A 17,418-nucleotide genomic window follows, 5' to 3' on the forward strand; every position below is an offset into this window, starting at 1 on the left:
CGTCATGACCGACGCCTACGAAACCCTTGAAATGCTCATCGACGGCCGGTGGACCTCCGGCACGTCCGGCGAGACGCGGAACGTCGAGAACCCCGCCACCGAGGAGGTTCTGGGCGCCCTGCCCCTCGCCTCCTCGGCCGACCTCGACGAGGCGCTCGCTGCGAGCCAGCGCGGCTTCGAGGTCTGGCGGGACACGCCGGCGCTGAAGCGGCAGAAGGTGATGGAGGACGCCGCGCGGCTCCTGGAGGAGCGGGGCGACGCGATCGCCCGCGACCTCACCCGCGACATGGGCAAGCCGGTGGGCGAGGCGAAGCTCGAGCTCGGCTTCGCCATCGACGTGCTGCGCTGGTACGGCGAGGAGGGCAAGCGCATGTACGGCCGCATCGTCCCCTCGCGCGTGCCGGGGCTGCGTCAGCTCGTCATGAAGGAGCCGGTCGGCCCCTGCCTCGCCTTCGTCGCCTGGAACTTCCCGGCCACCAACGTCATCCGCAAGGTGGCGGGCGCGCTCGGCGCAGGCTGCTCCATCACCATCAAGCCGTCCGAGGAGACGCCGTCCACGGCCATCGCGATCGGCCGCGCGCTGATGGACGCCGGGCTGCCTGCGGGCGTCCTCAACATCGTGTTCGGCGAGCCGGCGGAGGTCTCCTCCCACCTCATGGCCTCGCCCGTCGCCAAGAAGATGTCGTTCACCGGCTCCGTGGAGGTGGGCAAGCACCTGCAGCGCCTGTCGGCGGACACCCTGAAGCGCACCACCTTGGAGCTCGGCGGCCACGCGCCGGTGCTCGTGTTCGCCGACGCCGACATCGAGGGCGTCGCCAAGACCACCGCCGCCGGCAAGTTCCGCAACGCTGGGCAGGTCTGCATCAGCCCGAGCCGCTTCCTGGTGGAGGAGCCGGCGCGCGAGCGCTTCACCGAGGCCTTCGTTAAGGCGGCGGAGGCGATCAAGGTGGGCAACGGCCTCGAGGAGGGCGTCGGCATGGGCCCCCTCATCGCAGCGCGCCGCATCGACGTGATGGACGGCTTCGTCCAGGACGCCGTCGACAAGGGCGCGCGCGTCGTCACCGGCGGCCAGCGCATCGGCAACCGGGGGCACTACTTCGCGCCGACGGTGATCGCCGACGCCACCGACGACATGCGCATCATGAACGAGGAGCCGTTCGGGCCGCTCGCGCCCATCGCTGGGTTCGCCGACCGCGAGGAGGCCATCGAGCGCGCGAACCGGCTGCCCTTCGGGCTCGCCGCCTACGCGTTCTCCAAGGACGCGGAGACCATCCGTGCGCTCGCCGACGGGGTGGAGTCGGGAATGGTCGGGATCAACTCCATGATGGTGTCGACGGCCGAGACGCCGTTCGGCGGCATCAACGACTCCGGCTACGGCTCGGAGGGGGGCATCGAGGGGCTCGAGGCGTTCACCCGCACCCGCCTCATTATGGAGATGATGGGCTGACGGGACGGTCGGCCATCGTGGTCGGCGCACAGGACAACGTCGCCACGCTGACCGACGATCGCCGAGCCGCCACGTCCCTCGCGGGGGGCGGGCCGGTGGCGCCGGGCGTGCCCTACGGGCACAAGGTGGCGATCAGGGCGATCCCCGCGGGCGGCGACGTCGTCAAGTACGGCGTCGTCATCGGCCGGGCGACCGCCGACATCGCACCGGGCGACCACGTCCACGTCCACAACGTCGCCGAGCCCGCGTGAGTGCGCTGGCTGGCTTCGTGCGGGCGGACGGGCGGGTCGGCGTGCGCGACCACGTGCTCGTCCTGTCCACCGTCGCGCTCACCAACCGGTGGGCGCACCTCGCAGCCGACGGGACGGGCGCGCTCGTCATCGCCGGCGAGGCACTGCGCGGACTGCGCGGCGGCGACGCTGCCGCCCAGGACGCCCTGATGACGGCGCTCGTGCAACACCCCAACGTCGGCGCCGCGCTCGTCCTGACGCAGGATGCCGCGGCGGCGCGGATGCTGGGTGGCGCGCTGGGGGATGCGGGCAAGCCCGTCGCGGTAGCCGCCCTGCTCGACCAGGACGGGATGGGGAATGCGGTGTCCCACGCCCGCTGCCTCCTCGGCGAGCTCGCCGACGCGCGGTCGGCCAAGCGTGAGGACGTCGGCCTCGGCGCGCTCACCCTGGCGCTGGAGTGCGGCGGCTCGGACCCCACCAGCGCGCTCGCCTCCAACGCCGCCATCGGCCGCTTCGTCGACCGGGTGATCGACGCCGGCGGCAGCGCCATCGCGTCAGAGACCGTGGAGGTCATCGGCGCCGAGCCCGCCGTCGATGGACGCACCCCCGACCCCGCGGTCCGACGCGCCATCGCCGCGCACATCGCAGCGCGCGAGCGCTGGCACGCCGAGGACGGCGTCGACTACCGCGGCGTCAACCCGACGGCGGAGAACATCGAGGGTGGCCTCACGACCCTCGTCGAGAAGTCCATGGGCGCGGTCGCCAAGACCGGATCGCGGCCGTTCGTGGGGGCGCTCGCCTTCGCCGAGGCACCGACGACGCCGGGGCTCCACTTCATGGACACGCCCTTCTTCACGCCGCTCTCCTTCACCGGGATGGTGGCCGCTGGCGCCAACCTCGCCCTGTTCGGCCTCGGTCAGTTCAACCCCTCAGCAAGCCCCTTGGCGCCCACCGTGAAGGTCTGCGGCAACGCGCAGACCGTCGCCCGCTGGCCCGACGCCATCGACGTCGACGCGAGCCCGGTCATCGGCGGCGACGCGACGCTCGAGGCCATCGCCGACCTCATCGAGGCCCGCGTCGTCGCGATCGCCAACGGCGTGCCGTCAGCCGCCGAGCGCTGGGGCGAGGGCCAGTTCATCATGCCGCGCAACAACGCGCCCCTGTGATCGACGGCCGGCCGACCGCGCTATACGGCGGCGCGCTGCTCGGGAAGCTGGTACTGCGCGAACTGGCGGCGCAGGGTCAGCTTGGAGACCTTGCCGGTGGCCGTAAGCGGCAGCTCCTCCACGAGGACGAGGTCGTCCGGCAGCTGCCAGCGCGCGAAGTGCTTCAGTAGCAGCTCGTCGACCTCAGCCTTCGTCGGCCCCTCCCCCACCGGCGCCACCACGAGGAGCGGGCGCTCGTCCCATTTTTCGTGCGGCACGGCGATGACGGCGCAGTTGGCGACCTTGGGATGGGCCATCACCACGTTCTCGAGGTCGAGGGATGAGATCCACTCGCCGCCCGACTTGATGAGGTCCTTGGCGCGGTCGGTGATCGTCAGGATGCCGTCCGGCGTGATGTGGGCGACGTCGCCGGTGCCGAACCAGCCGTCCGCGTCCATCGCGGCGGCCGTCGCCGACGCGTTCTCGAAGTAGCCGCCGATCACCGTGTTGCCGCGCACGTAGAGCTCGCCCACGGTCTTGCCGTCGTGAGGCACCGGGCGGCCGTCCTCGTCGACGATCTTGAAGTCCACGGAGAACACGCGGCGCCCCTGACGCGACTTCCAGTCGATGAGCCTGTCCTTCGGCCACTCCGCCATGGCGGGGGACTGCTGCCCCGTGGTGCCGATGGGGCTCATCTCCGTCATGCCCCAGGCGTGGCACACGTCGACGCCGCGGGCCTCGAACTTCTCGATCATCGGCCGCGGCGCCGCCGAGCCGCCCACCACGATGTGGCCGAACCCCTCTGGGAGCCGCCCGCGCTTCTCGATCTCGCCGAGGAGCCCCAGCCACACCGTCGGCACGCCCCAGGCGGAGTACACCTTCTCGCGGTCCATGAGGTCGAACACGCTCGCCCCGTCGAGCTTGGCGCCGGGGAACACCATCGACGCGCCGGTGAGCGGCGCGGTGTAGGGCAGGCCCCACGCGTTGACGTGGAACAGCGGCACGACGGGGAGGATGCGCCGGCCCGGCACGAAGACCGTCGGCATGGAGATCGGCACGATGAGCGAGTGCAGCACCATGGAGCGGTGCGAGTAGAGCGCTCCCTTGGGCTCGCCCGTGGTGCCCGAGGTGTAGCACAGCGCCGCCGCGGTGTTCTCATCGAACTCCGGCCAATCGAAGGCCTCGTCCTGCCCCTCGAGAAGCTCCTCGTAGCACAGCGCGCCGTCGAGGGTCGTCCCCGGCATGTGCGCCCGGTCCGTCATGACGACGATGCGAAGCGCCTCGGGAAGCTCTCCCCGCAGCTTCTCGAGGATGGGCACGAAGGTCGTGTCGACGAACAGCAGCGTGTCCCCGGCATGACCGACGATGTAGGTCATCTGCTCGGCCGACAGGCGCGGGTTGATGGTGTGGCACACCGCGCCGATGCCGGAGATCGCGTAGTACAGCTCGAAGTGGCGGTAGCCGTTCCAGGCAAGTGTGGCGACGCGGTCGCCAGGGGCCACACCGAGACCCTGGAGCGCGTGGGCGAGCTGGGCCACGCGCAGCGCCGTCTCCCGGTACGTCGTGCGGTGGACGTCGCCCTCGGTGCGCACGGAGACGATCTCGCCGTCCGGATGGCACTCCGCGGCGAACGTCAGGATGTCCGCGATGCGCAGCGGACGGTGCATCATGGTGCCGAGCATGGGGTCCATCCCTCGCAACGTTCTTGTTCTTACGTGCCAGGATGGTCGCACATCCGTGGCGTTCGTGGGAGGGTGCCGAGCGTCGCCGGCCTGCTTGCCGCGCACCATGAAACGGTGTTTCGTCGCGTCGTCCGTCACCACAAGAAACGAGCGGAGGAGCGTGATGCCGACCCCCATGGAGCGCATCGTCCTGGCGAGCCGTCCCAACGGGACGCCCACGGAGGAAAACTTCCGCCTGGAGCGGGCCGAGCTGCCGGAGCCCGGCGAGGGCGAGGTCGCCGTCAAGGTGCACTACCTCTCCCTCGACCCCTACATGCGTGGGCGCATGGACGACGCGAAGTCCTACGCCAAGCCGGTGGACGTCGGCGGCACCATGGAGGGCGGCACGGTGGGCACCGTGATCGCCTCGCGCCACCCGAAGTACGCCGAGGGCGACCTCGTCATCGGCCAGTTCGGCTGGGCGACCCACGGCGTCTTGCCGGGCAACCAGGTGCGACGCGCGCCGACCAACTATGGCGACGCATCCGCCGGGCTCGGCGTGCTCGGCATGCCGGGCTTCACCGGCTGGTTCGGCCTCACCGAGCACGGCCGCCCGAAGGAGGGCGAGACGCTCGTGGTCGGCGCCGCAACCGGTCCCGTCGGCTCGATGGTCGGCCAGCTCGCCAAGGCACGCGGCCTCTACGTGGTCGGCGTCGCCGGGGGCGAGGACAAGTGCCGACACGCCGTCGAGACGCTGGGCTTCGACGCGTGCGTCGACCACCGCGCGCACGAGGACACCAAGGCCATGCGCGTCGCGCTGGCGGAGGCGTGCCCCCAGGGCGTCGACATCTACTACGAGAACGTGGGCGGCAAGACGCTCGAGGCCATCATGACTCTGATGAACCCGTTCGGGCGCATCCCGATCTGCGGCATGATCGCGTACTACGACCTCGGTGGGCTGGGCGGAGGCCCTGCGGAGGGACCGAACCTGTTGCCGCGGATGTGGCGCACCATCCTCGTCGGCAAGCTGTCGGTGAACGGCTTCATCATCTCCGACCACTTCGACCGCTTCCGCGAGTTCCTCGAGGAGGTGGGTCCGATGGTGAAGGACGGACGCATCCGCCACCAGGAGGACGTCGCCGAGGGGCTCGCGAGCGCGCCGGCGGCGTTCCTGTCGATGCTGAAGGGTGGCAACTTCGGCAAGCAGGTCGTCAAGGTCGCGGAGGACGCGGCGTGAGGCTGTTCGACCTCTCGGGCAAGACCGCGCTCATCACGGGCTCAACCAAGGGCATCGGCAAGGCGATCGCTGAGGCGATGGCGGAGGCCGGCGCCAAGGTGGTGATCTCGAGCCGCAAGGGGGACGCCTGCGAGGCGGTCGCCGGCGCGATCCGCGAGGCCGGTGGCACCGCGGTCCCCATCCCCGCCAACATCTCCGAGGACGGCGACATCGACCGCCTGGTCGAGCGCACGACCGCCGAGCTCGGCGCGCCGGACATCCTCGTGTGCAACGCCGCGGTGAACCCGTACTACGGCCCGTTCCTCGACACGCCGGACGAGGCGTTCGAGAAGACGATCCGCGTCAACATCCGCTCCAACATGCGCCTCGCCAAGCTGTGCGTGCCGGCGATGCAGGAGCGGCGCGACGGGGCGATTGTCATCGTGTCGTCCATCGCCGCGTACAAGGGCTCGGCGATGCTCGGCATCTACGCGGTCACGAAGGCCGCCGACACCCAGCTCGTGCGCAACCTTGCGGTCTCCTACGGAGCGGACAACATCCGCGCCAACGGCATCGCGCCGGCGCTCGTGAAGACGGACTTCGCGCGGACCCTGTGGGAGAACCCCGAGCGCGCCGAGCGCGTCGCCAACACGTACGCGCTGAAGCGGCTTGGCGAGCCTGACGACATCGCGGGCGCGGCGGTGTTCCTGTCGTCCCGCGCCGGCGCGTGGATGACCGGCCAGACGCTCATCATGGATGGCGGCTGGTCGGTCAGTGACTGACGGGCCGCCGTGTTCAGTTGAGGAGGCCGGGGAGGAACAGCACGAACCCGGGCCACAGCGAGACGATCACGATCACCGCCAGGTGGCTGAGGTAGAACGGCAGCGAGGTGACGATCGCCTGCTCGAAGGGCACCCCGGCGATCTGCGAGGCGGTCATCAGCGTCATCCCCACCGGCGGAGTGATGTTCGCGACGTTGAGCGCCAGGATCATCACGATCGCGAAGTGCAGCGGGTCGAAGCCGAGCTGCACCATGGCGGGCACCAGCACCGGCGCGACGACGACGAGGGCCGGCACCACGTCGAGCACGGTCCCCAGCACGATGAGGAGCGCGTTCACCAGCATGATCTGCACGACCCAGAGGTCGCTGATCGAGGTGATGAGGCCGGCCGCGTCCCGCGCGATGCCGGACCGCGTGACGAACCAGCCGAGCACCGCGGACGCCGCCAGCAGGAAGAACACGACGCCTGAGAAGCGCACGGTGGCGACCAGCGCGCCCCAGATCTCGCGCACCGTCAACGTGCGGTAGAACAGCGTCCCCAGAAGCACGGTGTACATCGCCGCGAATGCCGACGCCTCGGTGATCGTCGTCATGCCCGACAGGATGCCGCCGAGGATGATGACGGGCACCAAGAGCGCCGGGATCGTCGGCAGGAAGGCCCTCGCGGCGGCGGCGAGGTTGGTGTCGCCGTGGCGCGGGAAGTCGCGCAGCCACGCCAGCACGACGCTCACCACGAGCAGCGCGAACGCCATCAGGATGCCCGGCAGGATGCCCGCGGCGAAGAGGTCGAGCACGGTCACGTTCTGCAGGATCGCGGCGTAGATCACCATGACGACGCTCGGCGGGATGATCGGACCGATGATCGAGGAGCAGGCCGTCACCGCCGCCGCGTAGGCGGGCGAGTATCCCTCGCGCTTCATCGCAGGGATCATGATCTTGCCGACGGCCACGGTGTCGGTGATCGCCGCACCCGTCAGGCCGGAGAAGAACAGGCTGACGGTGATGTTGACGTGGCTGAGCGCGCCGCGGACGCGACCGAGCAGCGCGTTGTTGAAGTCGACCAGCCGCTCGGTCAGCCCCGCCCGGTTCATGAGCTCGGACGTGAAGATGAAGTACGGGACCGCCATCAAGAGGTAACCTGCGACGCCGGAGAACATGCGCTCCGCGACGATCTGCAGGAAGGCCACACCGCCGAGCTCCCACACGCCGGCGAGCCCGGACATCACCATCACCACCCCGATGGGCGTGCCGATGAGGATGAGCGCGACGAAGATGGTCAGGGCGGAGGTCAAGGGCGCGACACCTCCTCATCACCGCTCGCAAGCCTCTGCGCCTCGCGCATCGGGTCGGCGTCGGTGAAGAGGTCCGCCCCGCACAGGACATGGACGAGGAGGATCGCCCCGCCGATCGGCACGCACGCGACGACGAAGCGCGAGTGCACCTGGATCTGGTCGGACACCATGTAGACGTCGCCCGAGGCGAGGAAGAGGTCGGCGCCGTACCAGATGAGCAAGCCGGCGAGGAGGCCGACGATGGCGTAGTTCACCGCGGTCAGGGCGGCAGCGACCGGCCTCGGCAGGAGCGCGACGAGCGAGGTCATCGCGATGTGCTGGCCACGGGCAAAGGCGATGGTGATGGAGAGGAAGCCCACCCAGGGGATGAGCAGCCGTGCCAGCGAGTAGGTCCAGGACAGGGCTGCGCCGGTGAGCACCGTGTAGAAGAACCCGGTAAAGGAGATCGACAGCATGACGACGACGAAGGCGACGGTCACGACCGTGACCGCTCCATTCAGCCGCGCGCTGATCCTGCGTCGAACGCCCGTCGCGGGGCTCGTGGGAGGGACGGTCACCACCGCCCCCCCAAGCGCTCGCCTCGCGTCACGGCGAGCCCTTGCGCCGGCGTCGTCAGCGGCCGTAGCGCTCTAGGTCCTCCGCCGGCAACTCCGCGGTCAGCCGCTCGACCTCGCCGAGCAGCGCATCGACCTCGGACTCCGCAATCCCGAAGTCGTTGACGATCCACTCGCGCCACGCCGGGCGGGCGATCTCGGCCATCGCATCGCGCTCGGAGGCAGGCAGCACGTAGCACTCCTTGAACTCCTCGCAGGACATCTCCCAGCCGATGATGGAGTAGAGCGAGTTGATGCCGTGGGCGAGCTCGATCGCCTCGCGTGCCGAGGTGACGATCGCCTCCTGGTACTCCTGCGGCAGGGACTGGAACCACTCTTCGCTGACCAGCCAGGCCTGCGAGTTGTACACGTGCCCTGACAGGGTGGTGTAGTCGTTCACCTCCCAGAGCTTGAAGTTTCGGCTGACGCCAGGAGCGTTGAACTGTCCGTCCGCGAGCCCCGTGGACAGTGCTGTGATGACCTCGCCCCACGGCAGCGGCGTCGCCGAAGCGCCGAGCGCCTTCATCGTTGCGACGTGGGCGGGGTTCTCCTCGACGCGGATCTTCAGCCCCTCGATGTCGGCCGGGGTCTTGATGAGCCGCTCGTTGTTGGTGAACGCGACGAAGCCCCCGCCATCGTCGAACGTGCCGAGGTAGCGCAGGCCCGCCTCTTCGACGGTCCCGGACATGAAGTCGGCGAACCACTCGCCGTCGAAGAAGGCATGGGCGACGCGGTAGTTCGGGAACAGGAACGGTGCGGTGATGACCTGGTAGCGCGGATAGAACGAGCTCATCGCCCCCGACGAGATGATCGTCGACTGGAGGAGGTCGCCGCCCTGCGCCTGCTTGGCGGTCTCGACCTCGGAGCCGAGCTGCCCGGCAGCGAAGATCTCCACCTCCACCGCCCCGTCGGTCTTGGACTCCACCTGCGACTTGAAGTGCGTCAGCGCGACTTGGATTGCGTTGTCCAGCGAGCCCGGCGACAGGTGCGCGATCGCCATCGTGTGGTCCTGCGCCCGCGCGACGCCCGCAGTGCCGGCTACGCCAATCATCAGCGCGGCCGCCGCTGCGCATGCCGCGGCGGCCTTCATCCGGCTCGACCAATCAGCCATGTCGTCCCCCATCCCGTTTGCGCAGGAATGCTATGGGGCAACGCAACCAATCGAAAGCAAAAACTTTCACCGGCGAGCGAACAATAAGCGGGCGCCTCCCGGTGGGAGACGCCCGTTCGCTACCAGGTGCGCACGGCCCTCACATGCCGATGACGGCGCAGGCGACCCGGCCCCCGGCCGCGCCGTCCGGCTGGGTGGTGTAGTCGTCGGCACCGGAGTGGATCATCAGCGCCGAGCCGTCGTCGTCCATCAGCGGGTTGTCGCCGCCCTCGATGGAAACGCGGTCGTTGACCACCTCGTGACGCAGCGTGCCGTCCTCGCCGACGAACACGTTCGCCATGTCACCGGGGTGCGGACCGCCCTCTACGAGGAAGCCGTGCTCCATGCCCGCGGCGTAGTGCCCGCCGGCGGAATCGAAGCCCGTCGCGGGATCGCACTCGCCGGTCTCATGGACGTGGAAGCCGTGCTCGCCAGCCTCGATTCCCTCCACGTCGACCTCGATCAACACGCCGTTCGGCGTCTCGGTCAACGTCGCGGTGCCGATCGTCTCGCCGTCGGCGTCGATGAACGAGGCGGTCGCCGTCGTCCCCTGGGCATGGGCGGCCGAGGCGGCGAGGCCGGCGACGAGCGCCAAGGCTAAGGTTCGCATAAGACTCTCCTCCGTCGCGGTGGATCCGCGGTCGAGGGGCGAACCCTGCCCTCAGGAAGACGTTCCCCGCCGCGGCGAACCATCGCCACGCTGCGGCGCCGTCCTGGCTCACCGCACGGTGATGCCACGGCTCGCGCACGCGGACCGCAGCTCGCCGATCACCGCCGTCGCCTGCGCGACGGTGAGCGCGGTCCCGGACCAGATGGCGAGCGCTGCAAAGTCCGCCGCGGCGGCGTCGAAGGCTCCACCCCCGCCGTTCGCGACGCCAAGGCTCACCTTGTTCACCTGGCCCGGCGCGGCCCAGCTCGGCCCGGTGAGCTCGGACACCTCGTCCGTCCCTGCCGCGTTGCCGGCGACGCGGCGCGCGGCGCCGCCCGGCCGGTCGAGGACCAGCACCTCGGCGAGGAACGTCGCCGCAGGGTTCGTCGGCTCCTGTTGGTACTCGGGCAGCAGCGCGGCGCGGATCTGGAAGTAGCGCCGGCCGTTGAACGTCGCGAGGGACCAGCCGTAGCTGTCGCCGTCACCCTGGGTGCCGACGAGGAGCGCCCGCTCCGGCGCGCGGAACACGCACGCCACGGAGAGGACGTCGGCGTCGTCCACCGGGGATCGAAGTCCGTTGCGGCCGACCGCCGGCGTCACATAGCCGGCGGCGTGGCTCGGCGCGGCAGCGACCGGCGTCAACGCCTGCCCACCACCTTGAGCCGTCATCGCCGCGTTGTCGCCGCCGAAGAAGTAGGTCGCCGTCGCGCTGGCCAGCAGGGCGCTCGGCCCCGGGTTGCCGGTGGAGGCGGCGGTGACGACGAACTCGTGGGCAACCTCGGAGACCGCGCGGGCGATGTAGCTGCCCGCGGCGATGCCGGTTCGCGTGTCGGGCAGCGGGCCGGTCTCGAGCCGCCACGCCGTATCGGGATCGGACTGCCGCTTGTAGATGTAGTGGACCATGTTCAATCCTTCTCCACGGTGAACTGCTCCTCGCCGCCCGTGGCGGAGATGTCCGCGATGGTCTCGTCGGAGGAGACGGTGAACTCATCCTGCCCGCCGATGACGGTGATCGAGCCCGAGCCGGGGCCGCGAAGGTCGATGGGCTCCCCGGCGAAGGCCGCGTAGAAGCGCCGGCCGAGCGCGCGGTAGGACGGCGCGTCGTAGTGGTACTCGTCCTCCAGCGTCAGGTTGTCGGTGGGGACCACGATGGCGTTCGCGACGCGTTTCGGCGTGTCGACGATGGCGGCGTTGACCTGCGCTGCCTTGCTGCCGCCGGCGACGAACGCCGGCGGCAGAGCCGCGAGGAAGATCGGTGCATCGAGGGCGCCGGCGACCTCACCACGCAGGCCAGCGATCATCGCGTCGAGGCGGCCGGCGTAGGCGTCGACGTCGGGCTGCTCGGCCAGCGCATCGGAGATGCCCTGCGCCCAGAGGATCGTGAAGCGCGCGTGCGGCCTGAGCCCGACCGCGGTGTTCGACCTTGCGACCGCTTGAGCGAAGTTGTGGTCGCCAGGGTTCCAGTTGTCGTCCGCGAAGGAGGTCCCGCCCACCGCAGCCGGCACCAGGACGAGGTGCTCATCCGGCCGCGCCGCCGCGAAGTCGATGGCGAAGCCGAGGGACGGTCCGAGGGTGCGGGGATCGTCCGCGGTCGAGGCTGGATGATCGAGCGGCGAGCTCGCCTGCACGAGGGCGTCGCCGGACACCGCAAGGACGCCGGACGGATAGTCGGCGCCGCCATCGAACACCGCCGCGCCGACCATGTTCGACTGGCCGGCGAGGAGGACGACGTGGACGGTCCGCGCGTCGCCGTCACCGGCACGCGCCTCCTTGGAGGGGTAGCTCTCGACGAGGGACGCGGCGCGGTAGAGGCGTCCGGGGCGCCACGCCCCGTCCTGGGCGGACGGTGCGGTCGGAGTGGAAAGGGTCGTCCAGCGACTGCCCCCGTCGTCGGAGACCTGGAGGACGTAGCCGGTGATGGCGCCGCCGGTGATGCGAGGCGGATCCCAGCTCACGGCGGCCGTGTTGCCGGAGACGTCGACCCTGATCTTGCTGATGATCCCGACGGTGACGGGGCGGATGCCGCCCGCGACGACCCCGAAGCCGAGGCTTCCAAGCATCATTGTCATCACCGCACCCCGTCCATTGCGCGCCGCGTGCGCTCCGTTGGCGACCCGGGGCCAGGATAGTTCCGTCGTCCGTCCCGTGGATAAGGCGGTGCGCTGGCCGGCATCCGGGTGCGGAGCGGCGCTTCGGTGCCGCGTCCAGGAACGCGCAGCGATCGGGGATGGGGTGCCGGCGCGTTGGCGGCGCAGCTCGACCGACGCAACCGAGGCTCTCCGCCGCGAGGCGGCGCGGCTCCCGTGCCGTCGAGACGTGCGACGGCCGGAACGGGGACAAGTGCCGACGCCTGTGGCGCGGCCGACCCGTGCCGAGGATCAGAAGAAGGCAAGGAGGGGCGAGCAAAGCCCTTGCCCCGCCCGTGTCGCGACGGCTCGCTCCCCTACTTCCGCACGGGAACCATGCGCTGCGGCGGCTGCGGAACCCTTCGGTCGGATCTTGTGTCGGTGCGGATGGGTGGTGGGCGCGACTGGGATTGAACCAGTGACCTTTCCGGTGTGAACGGAATGCTCTCCCGCTGAGCTACGCGCCCATCCCGAGCGCGGCGATATACGCCCTCGGACGCCGGGAGGCAAGGCTCAGGCAGCGTGGGCAGCCCCGTGCGAGGCCCCCTCGCGGGCCGCCTCCAGCCAGCGACGGTAGCTCCTCTCGCCCTGCACCGCGTCGACGTAGCGCCGCGTCGCCTCCTCCATGGGCCAGCCATAGGTGGTGAGGCGCGAGGTCAGCGGCGCGTACATGGCGTCGACCGCGCACCACTCGCCGAACAGGAACGTCCCCTCGGAGCGCATGGCGCGGTCGCGCACCATCGCCTCGAACCTGTCCACCTCGCGTTGGGCCGGAGCGCCGCCGCGGCGCCGCAGCGTGCGGGAAGCGGTGAGGTTCATCGGGCAGGAGGCGCGCAGTGCCGCGTAGCCCGAGTGCATCTCGGCCGCAAGGGCGCGGGCCAGCGCCCGCTCCTGGGGGGCCTCCGGCCAGATCGCCGCATCCGGCCGCGTCTCGGCCAGGTACTCGATGATGGCGAGGCTGTCCCAGACGGCGAAGGAGCGGTCGATGAGGACGGGGACCTTGCCGGCCGGCGAGTAGGTGAGGATGGTCGGCCTCGTCTCCGGCTGGTCGAGTTGAACCACCACCTCCTCGTACTCGAAGCCGAAGTGGTCGAGCACCAACCACGGTCGCATGGACCAAGAGGAGGCCGCCTTGTCGCCGATCACGATGGTGTACGTCATGCCCTTGCTCCGCAGCCTGCCGACCCCTCCTCGTCTAATGGCTTCGCAGCCGACCGGTTGCGTCGCAGCGTCCTGATGACCGCGGCTCGGCCAACCGACGCGCAGATCGCCGACGCGATCCTGACGCTGGCCGCGGCTCGCGCACCTGCCAGCCTGTGCCCGTCGGAGGCGGCACGCGTCATCGCAAAGGACGGCAGGTGGCGCGCGCTGATGGCCCGTGTCCGCGAGGTCGCAGCGCAGCTCGCCGGCGAGGGCCTGCTCGTCGCCACGCAGCGGGGTCGGGCCGTCGACCCGCTCGCCGCGCGCGGACCGATCCGCCTGTCGCAGCCCCCCTACGGCGAGGCGGCGTCCGACGGCGACGGCAGCAGCGCGTCCGTCCGTCCGTCCAGGCGGTAGTAGGCGAGCGCTGCCCACTCGCGCGTCGCGACCTCGAGCTGCCTCAGCCCCCGTTCGGGCGCCAGCGGCGCCTCGCGCAGCAGCGCGCCCTCCGCGGCGATGTGGTCCACCGGCACCGGCACGAGGCCCGTCCAGTCGGCCCGACGGAACGTGCCCACCGAGCGCGGCATGTGGTAGGCGGAGGTGACGAGCGCCCAGCGCTCGCCGTCCCGCGGCCGGACGAGGTCGCGGACGAGGCGCGCGTTCTCGAGGGTCGACGTCGCCTCACCCTCGAGGACGATGCGCTCGCGCGCGATCCCCATCGCTTCCAGGAAGCGCGCCGACGGCTCCACGCCCGAGGCGTCGGTGAGGACCACCCGCGCCTCGGAGTGGCGGCGTGCAAGGGCCGCCCCCGCGAGCAGCCGCTCCGCGGCGTCGTTCACCGCGACCCCGTGGGGCGAGGCCTCGCCGGAATGCCGCTCCTGGTAGCCGCCTAGGATGATGATGCCGTCGAGGGGTCCGAGTTCTTCGGGCGCCGCGAAGCGCTCCTCGAGGGGCCGAAGCAGCCACTGGCCCACCGGCAGGTAGGCGGCGACGCCCCAAAGGACGGTCGCGACCGCCGCGAGCGTGAGCCCGAGCCGTCGCCCCGCAAAGGCAAGGACGAGGCCGATGACGAGGAGCGCGTAGATCGCGTTCGCGGGCTTGGCGAACGCGAACAGGAGCTCCGGCGCCTCCACCCGCTCAGTCCCAGGCGGGCGCGAAGTCCGGGTCGATGAGCCGCCCGGACGGCGAGCGCAGCGCGTCGATGGCTGCGTGCTCCTCCGTGGTGAGCGTCAGCGTCGCGGCGGCGAAGTTCTCGCGCAGGCGTTGTGGCGAGCGCGACTTGGGGATCGCGATGACGCCGTCCTGGGCGATGAGCCAAGCCAACGTGACCGCCACCGGCGACACGCCGTGCCGCTCGGCGATCCCGACGATGGTCTCGTCGCGCAGCACCTTGCCGCGAGCGATCGGACAGTAGGCGATGAGCCCCATCCCGTTGCGCCGCACCGCCGACAGGACCGGGTCCTGGTCGAGGTAGGGGTGATACTCGACCTGGTTGACCGCAAGCTCCACGTCCGCCGCAGCCACCGCCTCCTCGACGAGCGCGGCAGGGAAGTTGGAGACCCCGACGGCGCGCGCGAGCCCGCGGTGACGGATGCGGCACAGCGCGCGGACGGCTTCGGCGACGGGGACGTCGGGGCTCGGCCAGTGGATGAGGTAGAGGTCGACCTGCCCCACGCCGAGCCGGTCGAGGGACGCCTCGGCCGCCGACTGCATGGCGTGGTCGGTGAGGTGGTCGTGCCAGACCTTGGTGGTGACGAAGACGTCCTCGCGCGGCAACCCCGAGGCGCGGATCCCCTCGCCGACGGCGCGCTCGTTGCCGTACATCTCAGCGGTATCGACGTGCCGGTAGCCCGCCTTCAGCCCCTCGGACACGGCGACGACGGCGGCCTCCCCGTCCATGTCGAAGGTGCCGAGGCCGAGCTTCGGGATCGAGACGCCGGCGACGTCGAACGTGCCGCCCGCCGCGCTCACCCGATCTCCTCGGCGCGGCGCACGACCTTGCCGACGAGGCCGTAGTCGATGGCCTCCTGGGCGCCCATCCAGTGGTCCCGGTCGGTGTCCTTCTCGATGCGCTCGATGGGCTGGCCGGTGGCCGCCGCGAACATCTGGTTCAGTCGCTCGCGCATCTTGAGGATCTCACGGGCCTGGATCTCGATGTCGGAGGCCGCGCCGCCCGCGCCACCTGACGGCTGATGCAGGAGGAAGCGCGTGTTGGGCGTGCAGTAGCGCTGCTCCTTGGGCACGGAGATGTAGATGAGCGCCCCCGCGGAGGCGACCCACCCCATGCCGAGGATGTTCACGCGCGGGCTGATCATGCCGATGGTGTCGTGGATCATGTCGCCCGACTCCACGTGGCCACCTGGCGACGACACGATCACCGTGACCGGGTCGTTTGAGACGTGCGCCAGCGCGAGGAGCCGTTGGCACACGTCCCTTGCAAGGTCCATGGAGATCTGCCCGACGATCATCACCTGGCGCGCGTCGAACAGGTGCTTGTCGACGGGGATCGACTGTTGGCTCTTGAGCTTTTCCTCGTCCTCGTCGTCATCGTCGAAGCGGTGGAATATCGGCATTCAAATCCCCATCGATCCAGGCGCGCTATCTATGAGGGCGCTCGGGGAAAGGCAAACGCGGGATCGTTTGCAGGGCCCACGGGTTAGGCCCGATGGAGGTGGTACGATGACCGACACGACGACTCCCTGGGCCCGCGTCAACAAGGCGAAGCTCTTCGAACGGTTCGCCATCGAGATCGGTCCAGCGCTGGTCTTCGTTGTCTCGCTGCAACTCATGAACCTCAACCTCGCGACGATCCTGTTCGTCGTCGCGACGGCGGTGGCTGCCTCCTACTCGTGGTTCGAGAAGGGTCACTTCCCCTACATCCCCGCCGGCATGGTGATCCTCGCGGCGCTGTTCGGCGCGCTCACCGTCGTCTTGGGCGACGCCGACTACATCCAGTTCCGCGCCACCGTCGTGAACGCTGGCGGCGCCCTCGCGATCCTCATCGGCCTGGTCTTCGGGCAGCTCCTCCTCAAGAGGTCGCTGCAGGACGGCTTTCGCCTCACCGACGGTGCGTGGTGGGTCCTGTCGCTGCGCATGGTGATCTACCTCGCCCTGATGGCGGCGCTGAACGAGGTGGTGTGGCGGACGATGTCGGTGGAGTTCTGGGCGTGGTTCAAGACCATCGCGCCGGTGTTCAACCTCGTGTTCCTGGCGATCAACTGGCCCCTCATCCGCGACAACCTTCACGCCGAAGAGGGCGCTGAGCTCACCGAAAGCCCGCCGGCCGGGGCGAAGTCGTCGTTCAACCCTGCCACCCGCGGCGCCTGAGGGATCGGCCGAGCGTGGCGACGCCCGACGTCGCCAAGCTGCTCGACCCGCACGGGCGCACGTTCTGCGACGAGCTCGGCATCAGGATCGCGAGGAACACGCCGCAGCCGCTGTTCCAATGGCTCACAGCGTGCATCCTGTACGCCAACCCCATCCAGCGCGACCTCGCCGCGACGGCCGCCAAGGCGGTGTTCAAGTCGGGCCTCAGGTCGGCCAAGGCGATGGCGGCGTCGAGCTGGGAGGAGCGCGCCGAGGTGCTCGGCTGGAACAAGTTCGGCCAGTACTCGGAACGGACCGCGACCATCCTCAAGGACGCCGCGGACCTCGTGCTCGAGCGCTACGGCGGCGACCTGAGGCGCCTGCGCGCGGCGGCGGACGGCGACGTCGACGAGGTCCGGCGCCTCTTGAAGGAGGTGAAGGGGGTCGGCGACGTCGCCGCGACCATCTACCTGCGCGAGGTGCAGACCGCCTGGCCCGAGTTCCACCCCTACGCCGACGACCTCGCGCTGCGGGCCAGCGAGCGCCATGGGCTCGGCGCGACGCCGCAGGAGCTTGCCGAGCACGTGTGCCAGGAGGACTTCGCCCGCCTCGTCGCCGCCCTCACCCGCGAGGAGCTTTCCCAGTAGCGCTGCGGAACGGATCGTCGGCAGCCCGGTTCGCC

General features: G+C 70.3%; 19 protein-coding genes and 1 tRNA gene. 8 read left to right on the forward strand and 12 right to left on the reverse strand.

Annotation, left to right across the window (positions count from 1 at the left end; all coding sequences use genetic code 11):
• The first annotated feature begins 4 nt into the window (after window positions 1-4).
• From ACOOE8_RS04585 to ACOOE8_RS04595, 3 genes are read left to right on the forward strand one after another with little or no spacing between them, the layout of a single operon-like run.
• Window positions 5-1,447 (forward strand): NAD-dependent succinate-semialdehyde dehydrogenase, encoded by a 1,443-nt coding sequence (locus tag ACOOE8_RS04585; RefSeq protein ID WP_420393676.1) that lies wholly within the window; start codon window positions 5-7, stop codon window positions 1,445-1,447.
• 17 nt (window positions 1,448-1,464) lie between these two features.
• Window positions 1,465-1,698, forward strand: coding sequence for a UxaA family hydrolase (locus ACOOE8_RS04590; RefSeq protein ID WP_420393677.1), 234 nt, complete (start codon window positions 1,465-1,467; stop codon window positions 1,696-1,698).
• Window positions 1,695-2,843 carry a UxaA family hydrolase gene (locus ACOOE8_RS04595; protein ID WP_420393678.1) on the forward strand — a complete coding sequence of 383 codons (1,149 nt, stop codon included), beginning with the start codon at window positions 1,695-1,697 and terminating at the stop codon, window positions 2,841-2,843. The genes ACOOE8_RS04590 and ACOOE8_RS04595 overlap by 4 nt, the downstream gene beginning before the upstream one ends.
• A 20-nt stretch (window positions 2,844-2,863) precedes the next feature.
• On the opposite strand, the gene ACOOE8_RS04600 is transcribed toward ACOOE8_RS04595, so the two are convergent.
• Complete coding sequence (locus tag ACOOE8_RS04600; protein WP_420393679.1) at window positions 2,864-4,504, reverse strand: long-chain fatty acid--CoA ligase; 1,641 nt, start codon at window positions 4,502-4,504, stop codon at window positions 2,864-2,866.
• A 163-nt stretch (window positions 4,505-4,667) separates the two neighbouring features.
• Here ACOOE8_RS04600 and ACOOE8_RS04605 point away from each other — a divergent pair, with 163 nt between their 5' ends.
• Together ACOOE8_RS04605 and ACOOE8_RS04610 are read left to right on the forward strand one after the other, a co-directional pair.
• Window positions 4,668-5,720, forward strand: a complete 1,053-nt coding sequence (locus tag ACOOE8_RS04605; RefSeq protein ID WP_420393680.1) for an NADP-dependent oxidoreductase — start codon at window positions 4,668-4,670, stop codon at window positions 5,718-5,720.
• Complete coding sequence (locus ACOOE8_RS04610; protein WP_420393681.1) at window positions 5,717-6,481, forward strand: SDR family NAD(P)-dependent oxidoreductase; 765 nt, start codon at window positions 5,717-5,719, stop codon at window positions 6,479-6,481. Before ACOOE8_RS04605 ends, ACOOE8_RS04610 begins: the two co-directional genes overlap by 4 nt.
• A gap of 13 nt (window positions 6,482-6,494) precedes the next feature.
• Here the strand turns inward: ACOOE8_RS04610 and ACOOE8_RS04615 are convergent, their stop codons facing one another.
• From ACOOE8_RS04615 to ACOOE8_RS04650, 8 genes are all read right to left on the reverse strand, one after another.
• The gene (locus ACOOE8_RS04615) at window positions 6,495-7,772 is read right to left on the reverse strand and encodes a TRAP transporter large permease (protein ID WP_420393682.1); all 1,278 of its coding nucleotides are present in this window, start codon (window positions 7,770-7,772) and stop codon (window positions 6,495-6,497) included.
• Window positions 7,769-8,251 (reverse strand): TRAP transporter small permease, encoded by a 483-nt coding sequence (locus tag ACOOE8_RS04620; protein ID WP_420393683.1) that lies wholly within the window; start codon window positions 8,249-8,251, stop codon window positions 7,769-7,771. Before ACOOE8_RS04620 ends, ACOOE8_RS04615 begins: the two co-directional genes overlap by 4 nt.
• 133 nt (window positions 8,252-8,384) lie before the next feature.
• Window positions 8,385-9,476: a DctP family TRAP transporter solute-binding subunit gene (locus ACOOE8_RS04625; protein ID WP_420393684.1), complete on the reverse strand. Its 1,092-nt coding sequence runs from the start codon at window positions 9,474-9,476 to the stop codon at window positions 8,385-8,387.
• A 139-nt stretch (window positions 9,477-9,615) separates the two neighbouring features.
• Window positions 9,616-10,125: a superoxide dismutase family protein gene (locus tag ACOOE8_RS04630; RefSeq protein WP_420393685.1), complete on the reverse strand. Its 510-nt coding sequence runs from the start codon at window positions 10,123-10,125 to the stop codon at window positions 9,616-9,618.
• A 108-nt stretch (window positions 10,126-10,233) separates the two neighbouring features.
• Window positions 10,234-11,067 carry a hypothetical protein gene (locus ACOOE8_RS04635; RefSeq protein ID WP_420393686.1) on the reverse strand — a complete coding sequence of 278 codons (834 nt, stop codon included), beginning with the start codon at window positions 11,065-11,067 and terminating at the stop codon, window positions 10,234-10,236.
• A 2-nt stretch (window positions 11,068-11,069) separates the two neighbouring features.
• Window positions 11,070-12,233, reverse strand: a complete 1,164-nt coding sequence (locus ACOOE8_RS04640; RefSeq protein ID WP_420393687.1) for a sialate O-acetylesterase — start codon at window positions 12,231-12,233, stop codon at window positions 11,070-11,072.
• Window positions 12,234-12,682: 449 nt separating this feature from the next.
• Window positions 12,683-12,757 (reverse strand) — tRNA-Val (locus tag ACOOE8_RS04645).
• 46 nt (window positions 12,758-12,803) lie between these two features.
• The gene (locus ACOOE8_RS04650) at window positions 12,804-13,451 is read right to left on the reverse strand and encodes a glutathione S-transferase N-terminal domain-containing protein (protein WP_420393688.1); all 648 of its coding nucleotides are present in this window, start codon (window positions 13,449-13,451) and stop codon (window positions 12,804-12,806) included.
• A 75-nt stretch (window positions 13,452-13,526) separates the two neighbouring features.
• Here ACOOE8_RS04650 and ACOOE8_RS04655 point away from each other — a divergent pair, with 75 nt between their 5' ends.
• On the forward strand, window positions 13,527-13,847 hold the full coding sequence (locus tag ACOOE8_RS04655) for a DUF3253 domain-containing protein (RefSeq protein WP_420393689.1): 321 nt from the start codon (window positions 13,527-13,529) through the stop codon (window positions 13,845-13,847).
• Here ACOOE8_RS04655 and ACOOE8_RS04660 read toward each other — a convergent pair.
• Genes ACOOE8_RS04660 through ACOOE8_RS04670 form a run of 3 tightly spaced genes read right to left on the reverse strand, consistent with a single transcriptional unit; the run spans window position 13,784 to window position 16,003 of the window.
• A complete protein-coding gene (locus tag ACOOE8_RS04660) occupies window positions 13,784-14,563 on the reverse strand; it encodes a YdcF family protein (protein WP_420393690.1) in 780 nt (259 codons plus the stop codon). The genes ACOOE8_RS04655 and ACOOE8_RS04660 overlap by 64 nt on opposite strands.
• A 4-nt stretch (window positions 14,564-14,567) precedes the next feature.
• The gene (locus ACOOE8_RS04665) at window positions 14,568-15,401 is read right to left on the reverse strand and encodes an aldo/keto reductase (RefSeq protein WP_420393691.1); all 834 of its coding nucleotides are present in this window, start codon (window positions 15,399-15,401) and stop codon (window positions 14,568-14,570) included.
• Entirely contained in the window at window positions 15,398-16,003 is a 606-nt protein-coding gene (locus ACOOE8_RS04670) for an ATP-dependent Clp protease proteolytic subunit (protein WP_420393692.1), read from the reverse strand. Before ACOOE8_RS04670 ends, ACOOE8_RS04665 begins: the two co-directional genes overlap by 4 nt.
• A gap of 106 nt (window positions 16,004-16,109) precedes the next feature.
• On the opposite strand from ACOOE8_RS04670, the gene ACOOE8_RS04675 reads away from it, so the two are divergent.
• Window positions 16,110-16,757: an inner membrane-spanning protein YciB gene (locus ACOOE8_RS04675; protein ID WP_420393693.1), complete on the forward strand. Its 648-nt coding sequence runs from the start codon at window positions 16,110-16,112 to the stop codon at window positions 16,755-16,757.
• A gap of 14 nt (window positions 16,758-16,771) precedes the next feature.
• A complete protein-coding gene (locus tag ACOOE8_RS04680; protein WP_420393694.1) occupies window positions 16,772-17,383 on the forward strand; it encodes a hypothetical protein in 612 nt (203 codons plus the stop codon).
• Window positions 17,384-17,418 lie beyond the last annotated feature (35 nt).

It is taken from the genome of Acuticoccus sp. (assembly GCF_965213555.1).
Taxonomy (GTDB): Bacteria; Pseudomonadota; Alphaproteobacteria; order Rhizobiales; family Amorphaceae; genus Acuticoccus.

What these genes read in the sequence shown, in the direction of transcription:
- ACOOE8_RS04585 (WP_420393676.1), top strand. Translation starts at nt 5, where the DNA reads ATGACCGACGCCTACGAAACCCTTGAAATGCTCATCGACGGCCGGTGG.
- ACOOE8_RS04600 (WP_420393679.1), bottom strand. Translation starts at nt 4,504, where the DNA reads ATGCTCGGCACCATGATGCACCGTCCGCTGCGCATCGCGGACATCCTG.
- ACOOE8_RS04605 (WP_420393680.1), top strand. Translation starts at nt 4,668, where the DNA reads ATGCCGACCCCCATGGAGCGCATCGTCCTGGCGAGCCGTCCCAACGGG.
- ACOOE8_RS04625 (WP_420393684.1), bottom strand. Translation starts at nt 9,476, where the DNA reads ATGGCTGATTGGTCGAGCCGGATGAAGGCCGCCGCGGCATGCGCAGCG.
- ACOOE8_RS04630 (WP_420393685.1), bottom strand. Translation starts at nt 10,125, where the DNA reads ATGCGAACCTTAGCCTTGGCGCTCGTCGCCGGCCTCGCCGCCTCGGCC.
- ACOOE8_RS04635 (WP_420393686.1), bottom strand. Translation starts at nt 11,067, where the DNA reads ATGGTCCACTACATCTACAAGCGGCAGTCCGATCCCGATACGGCGTGG.
- ACOOE8_RS04640 (WP_420393687.1), bottom strand. Translation starts at nt 12,233, where the DNA reads ATGACAATGATGCTTGGAAGCCTCGGCTTCGGGGTCGTCGCGGGCGGC.
- ACOOE8_RS04650 (WP_420393688.1), bottom strand. Translation starts at nt 13,451, where the DNA reads ATGACGTACACCATCGTGATCGGCGACAAGGCGGCCTCCTCTTGGTCC.
- ACOOE8_RS04655 (WP_420393689.1), top strand. Translation starts at nt 13,527, where the DNA reads ATGACCGCGGCTCGGCCAACCGACGCGCAGATCGCCGACGCGATCCTG.
- ACOOE8_RS04670 (WP_420393692.1), bottom strand. Translation starts at nt 16,003, where the DNA reads ATGCCGATATTCCACCGCTTCGACGATGACGACGAGGACGAGGAAAAG.
- ACOOE8_RS04675 (WP_420393693.1), top strand. Translation starts at nt 16,110, where the DNA reads ATGACCGACACGACGACTCCCTGGGCCCGCGTCAACAAGGCGAAGCTC.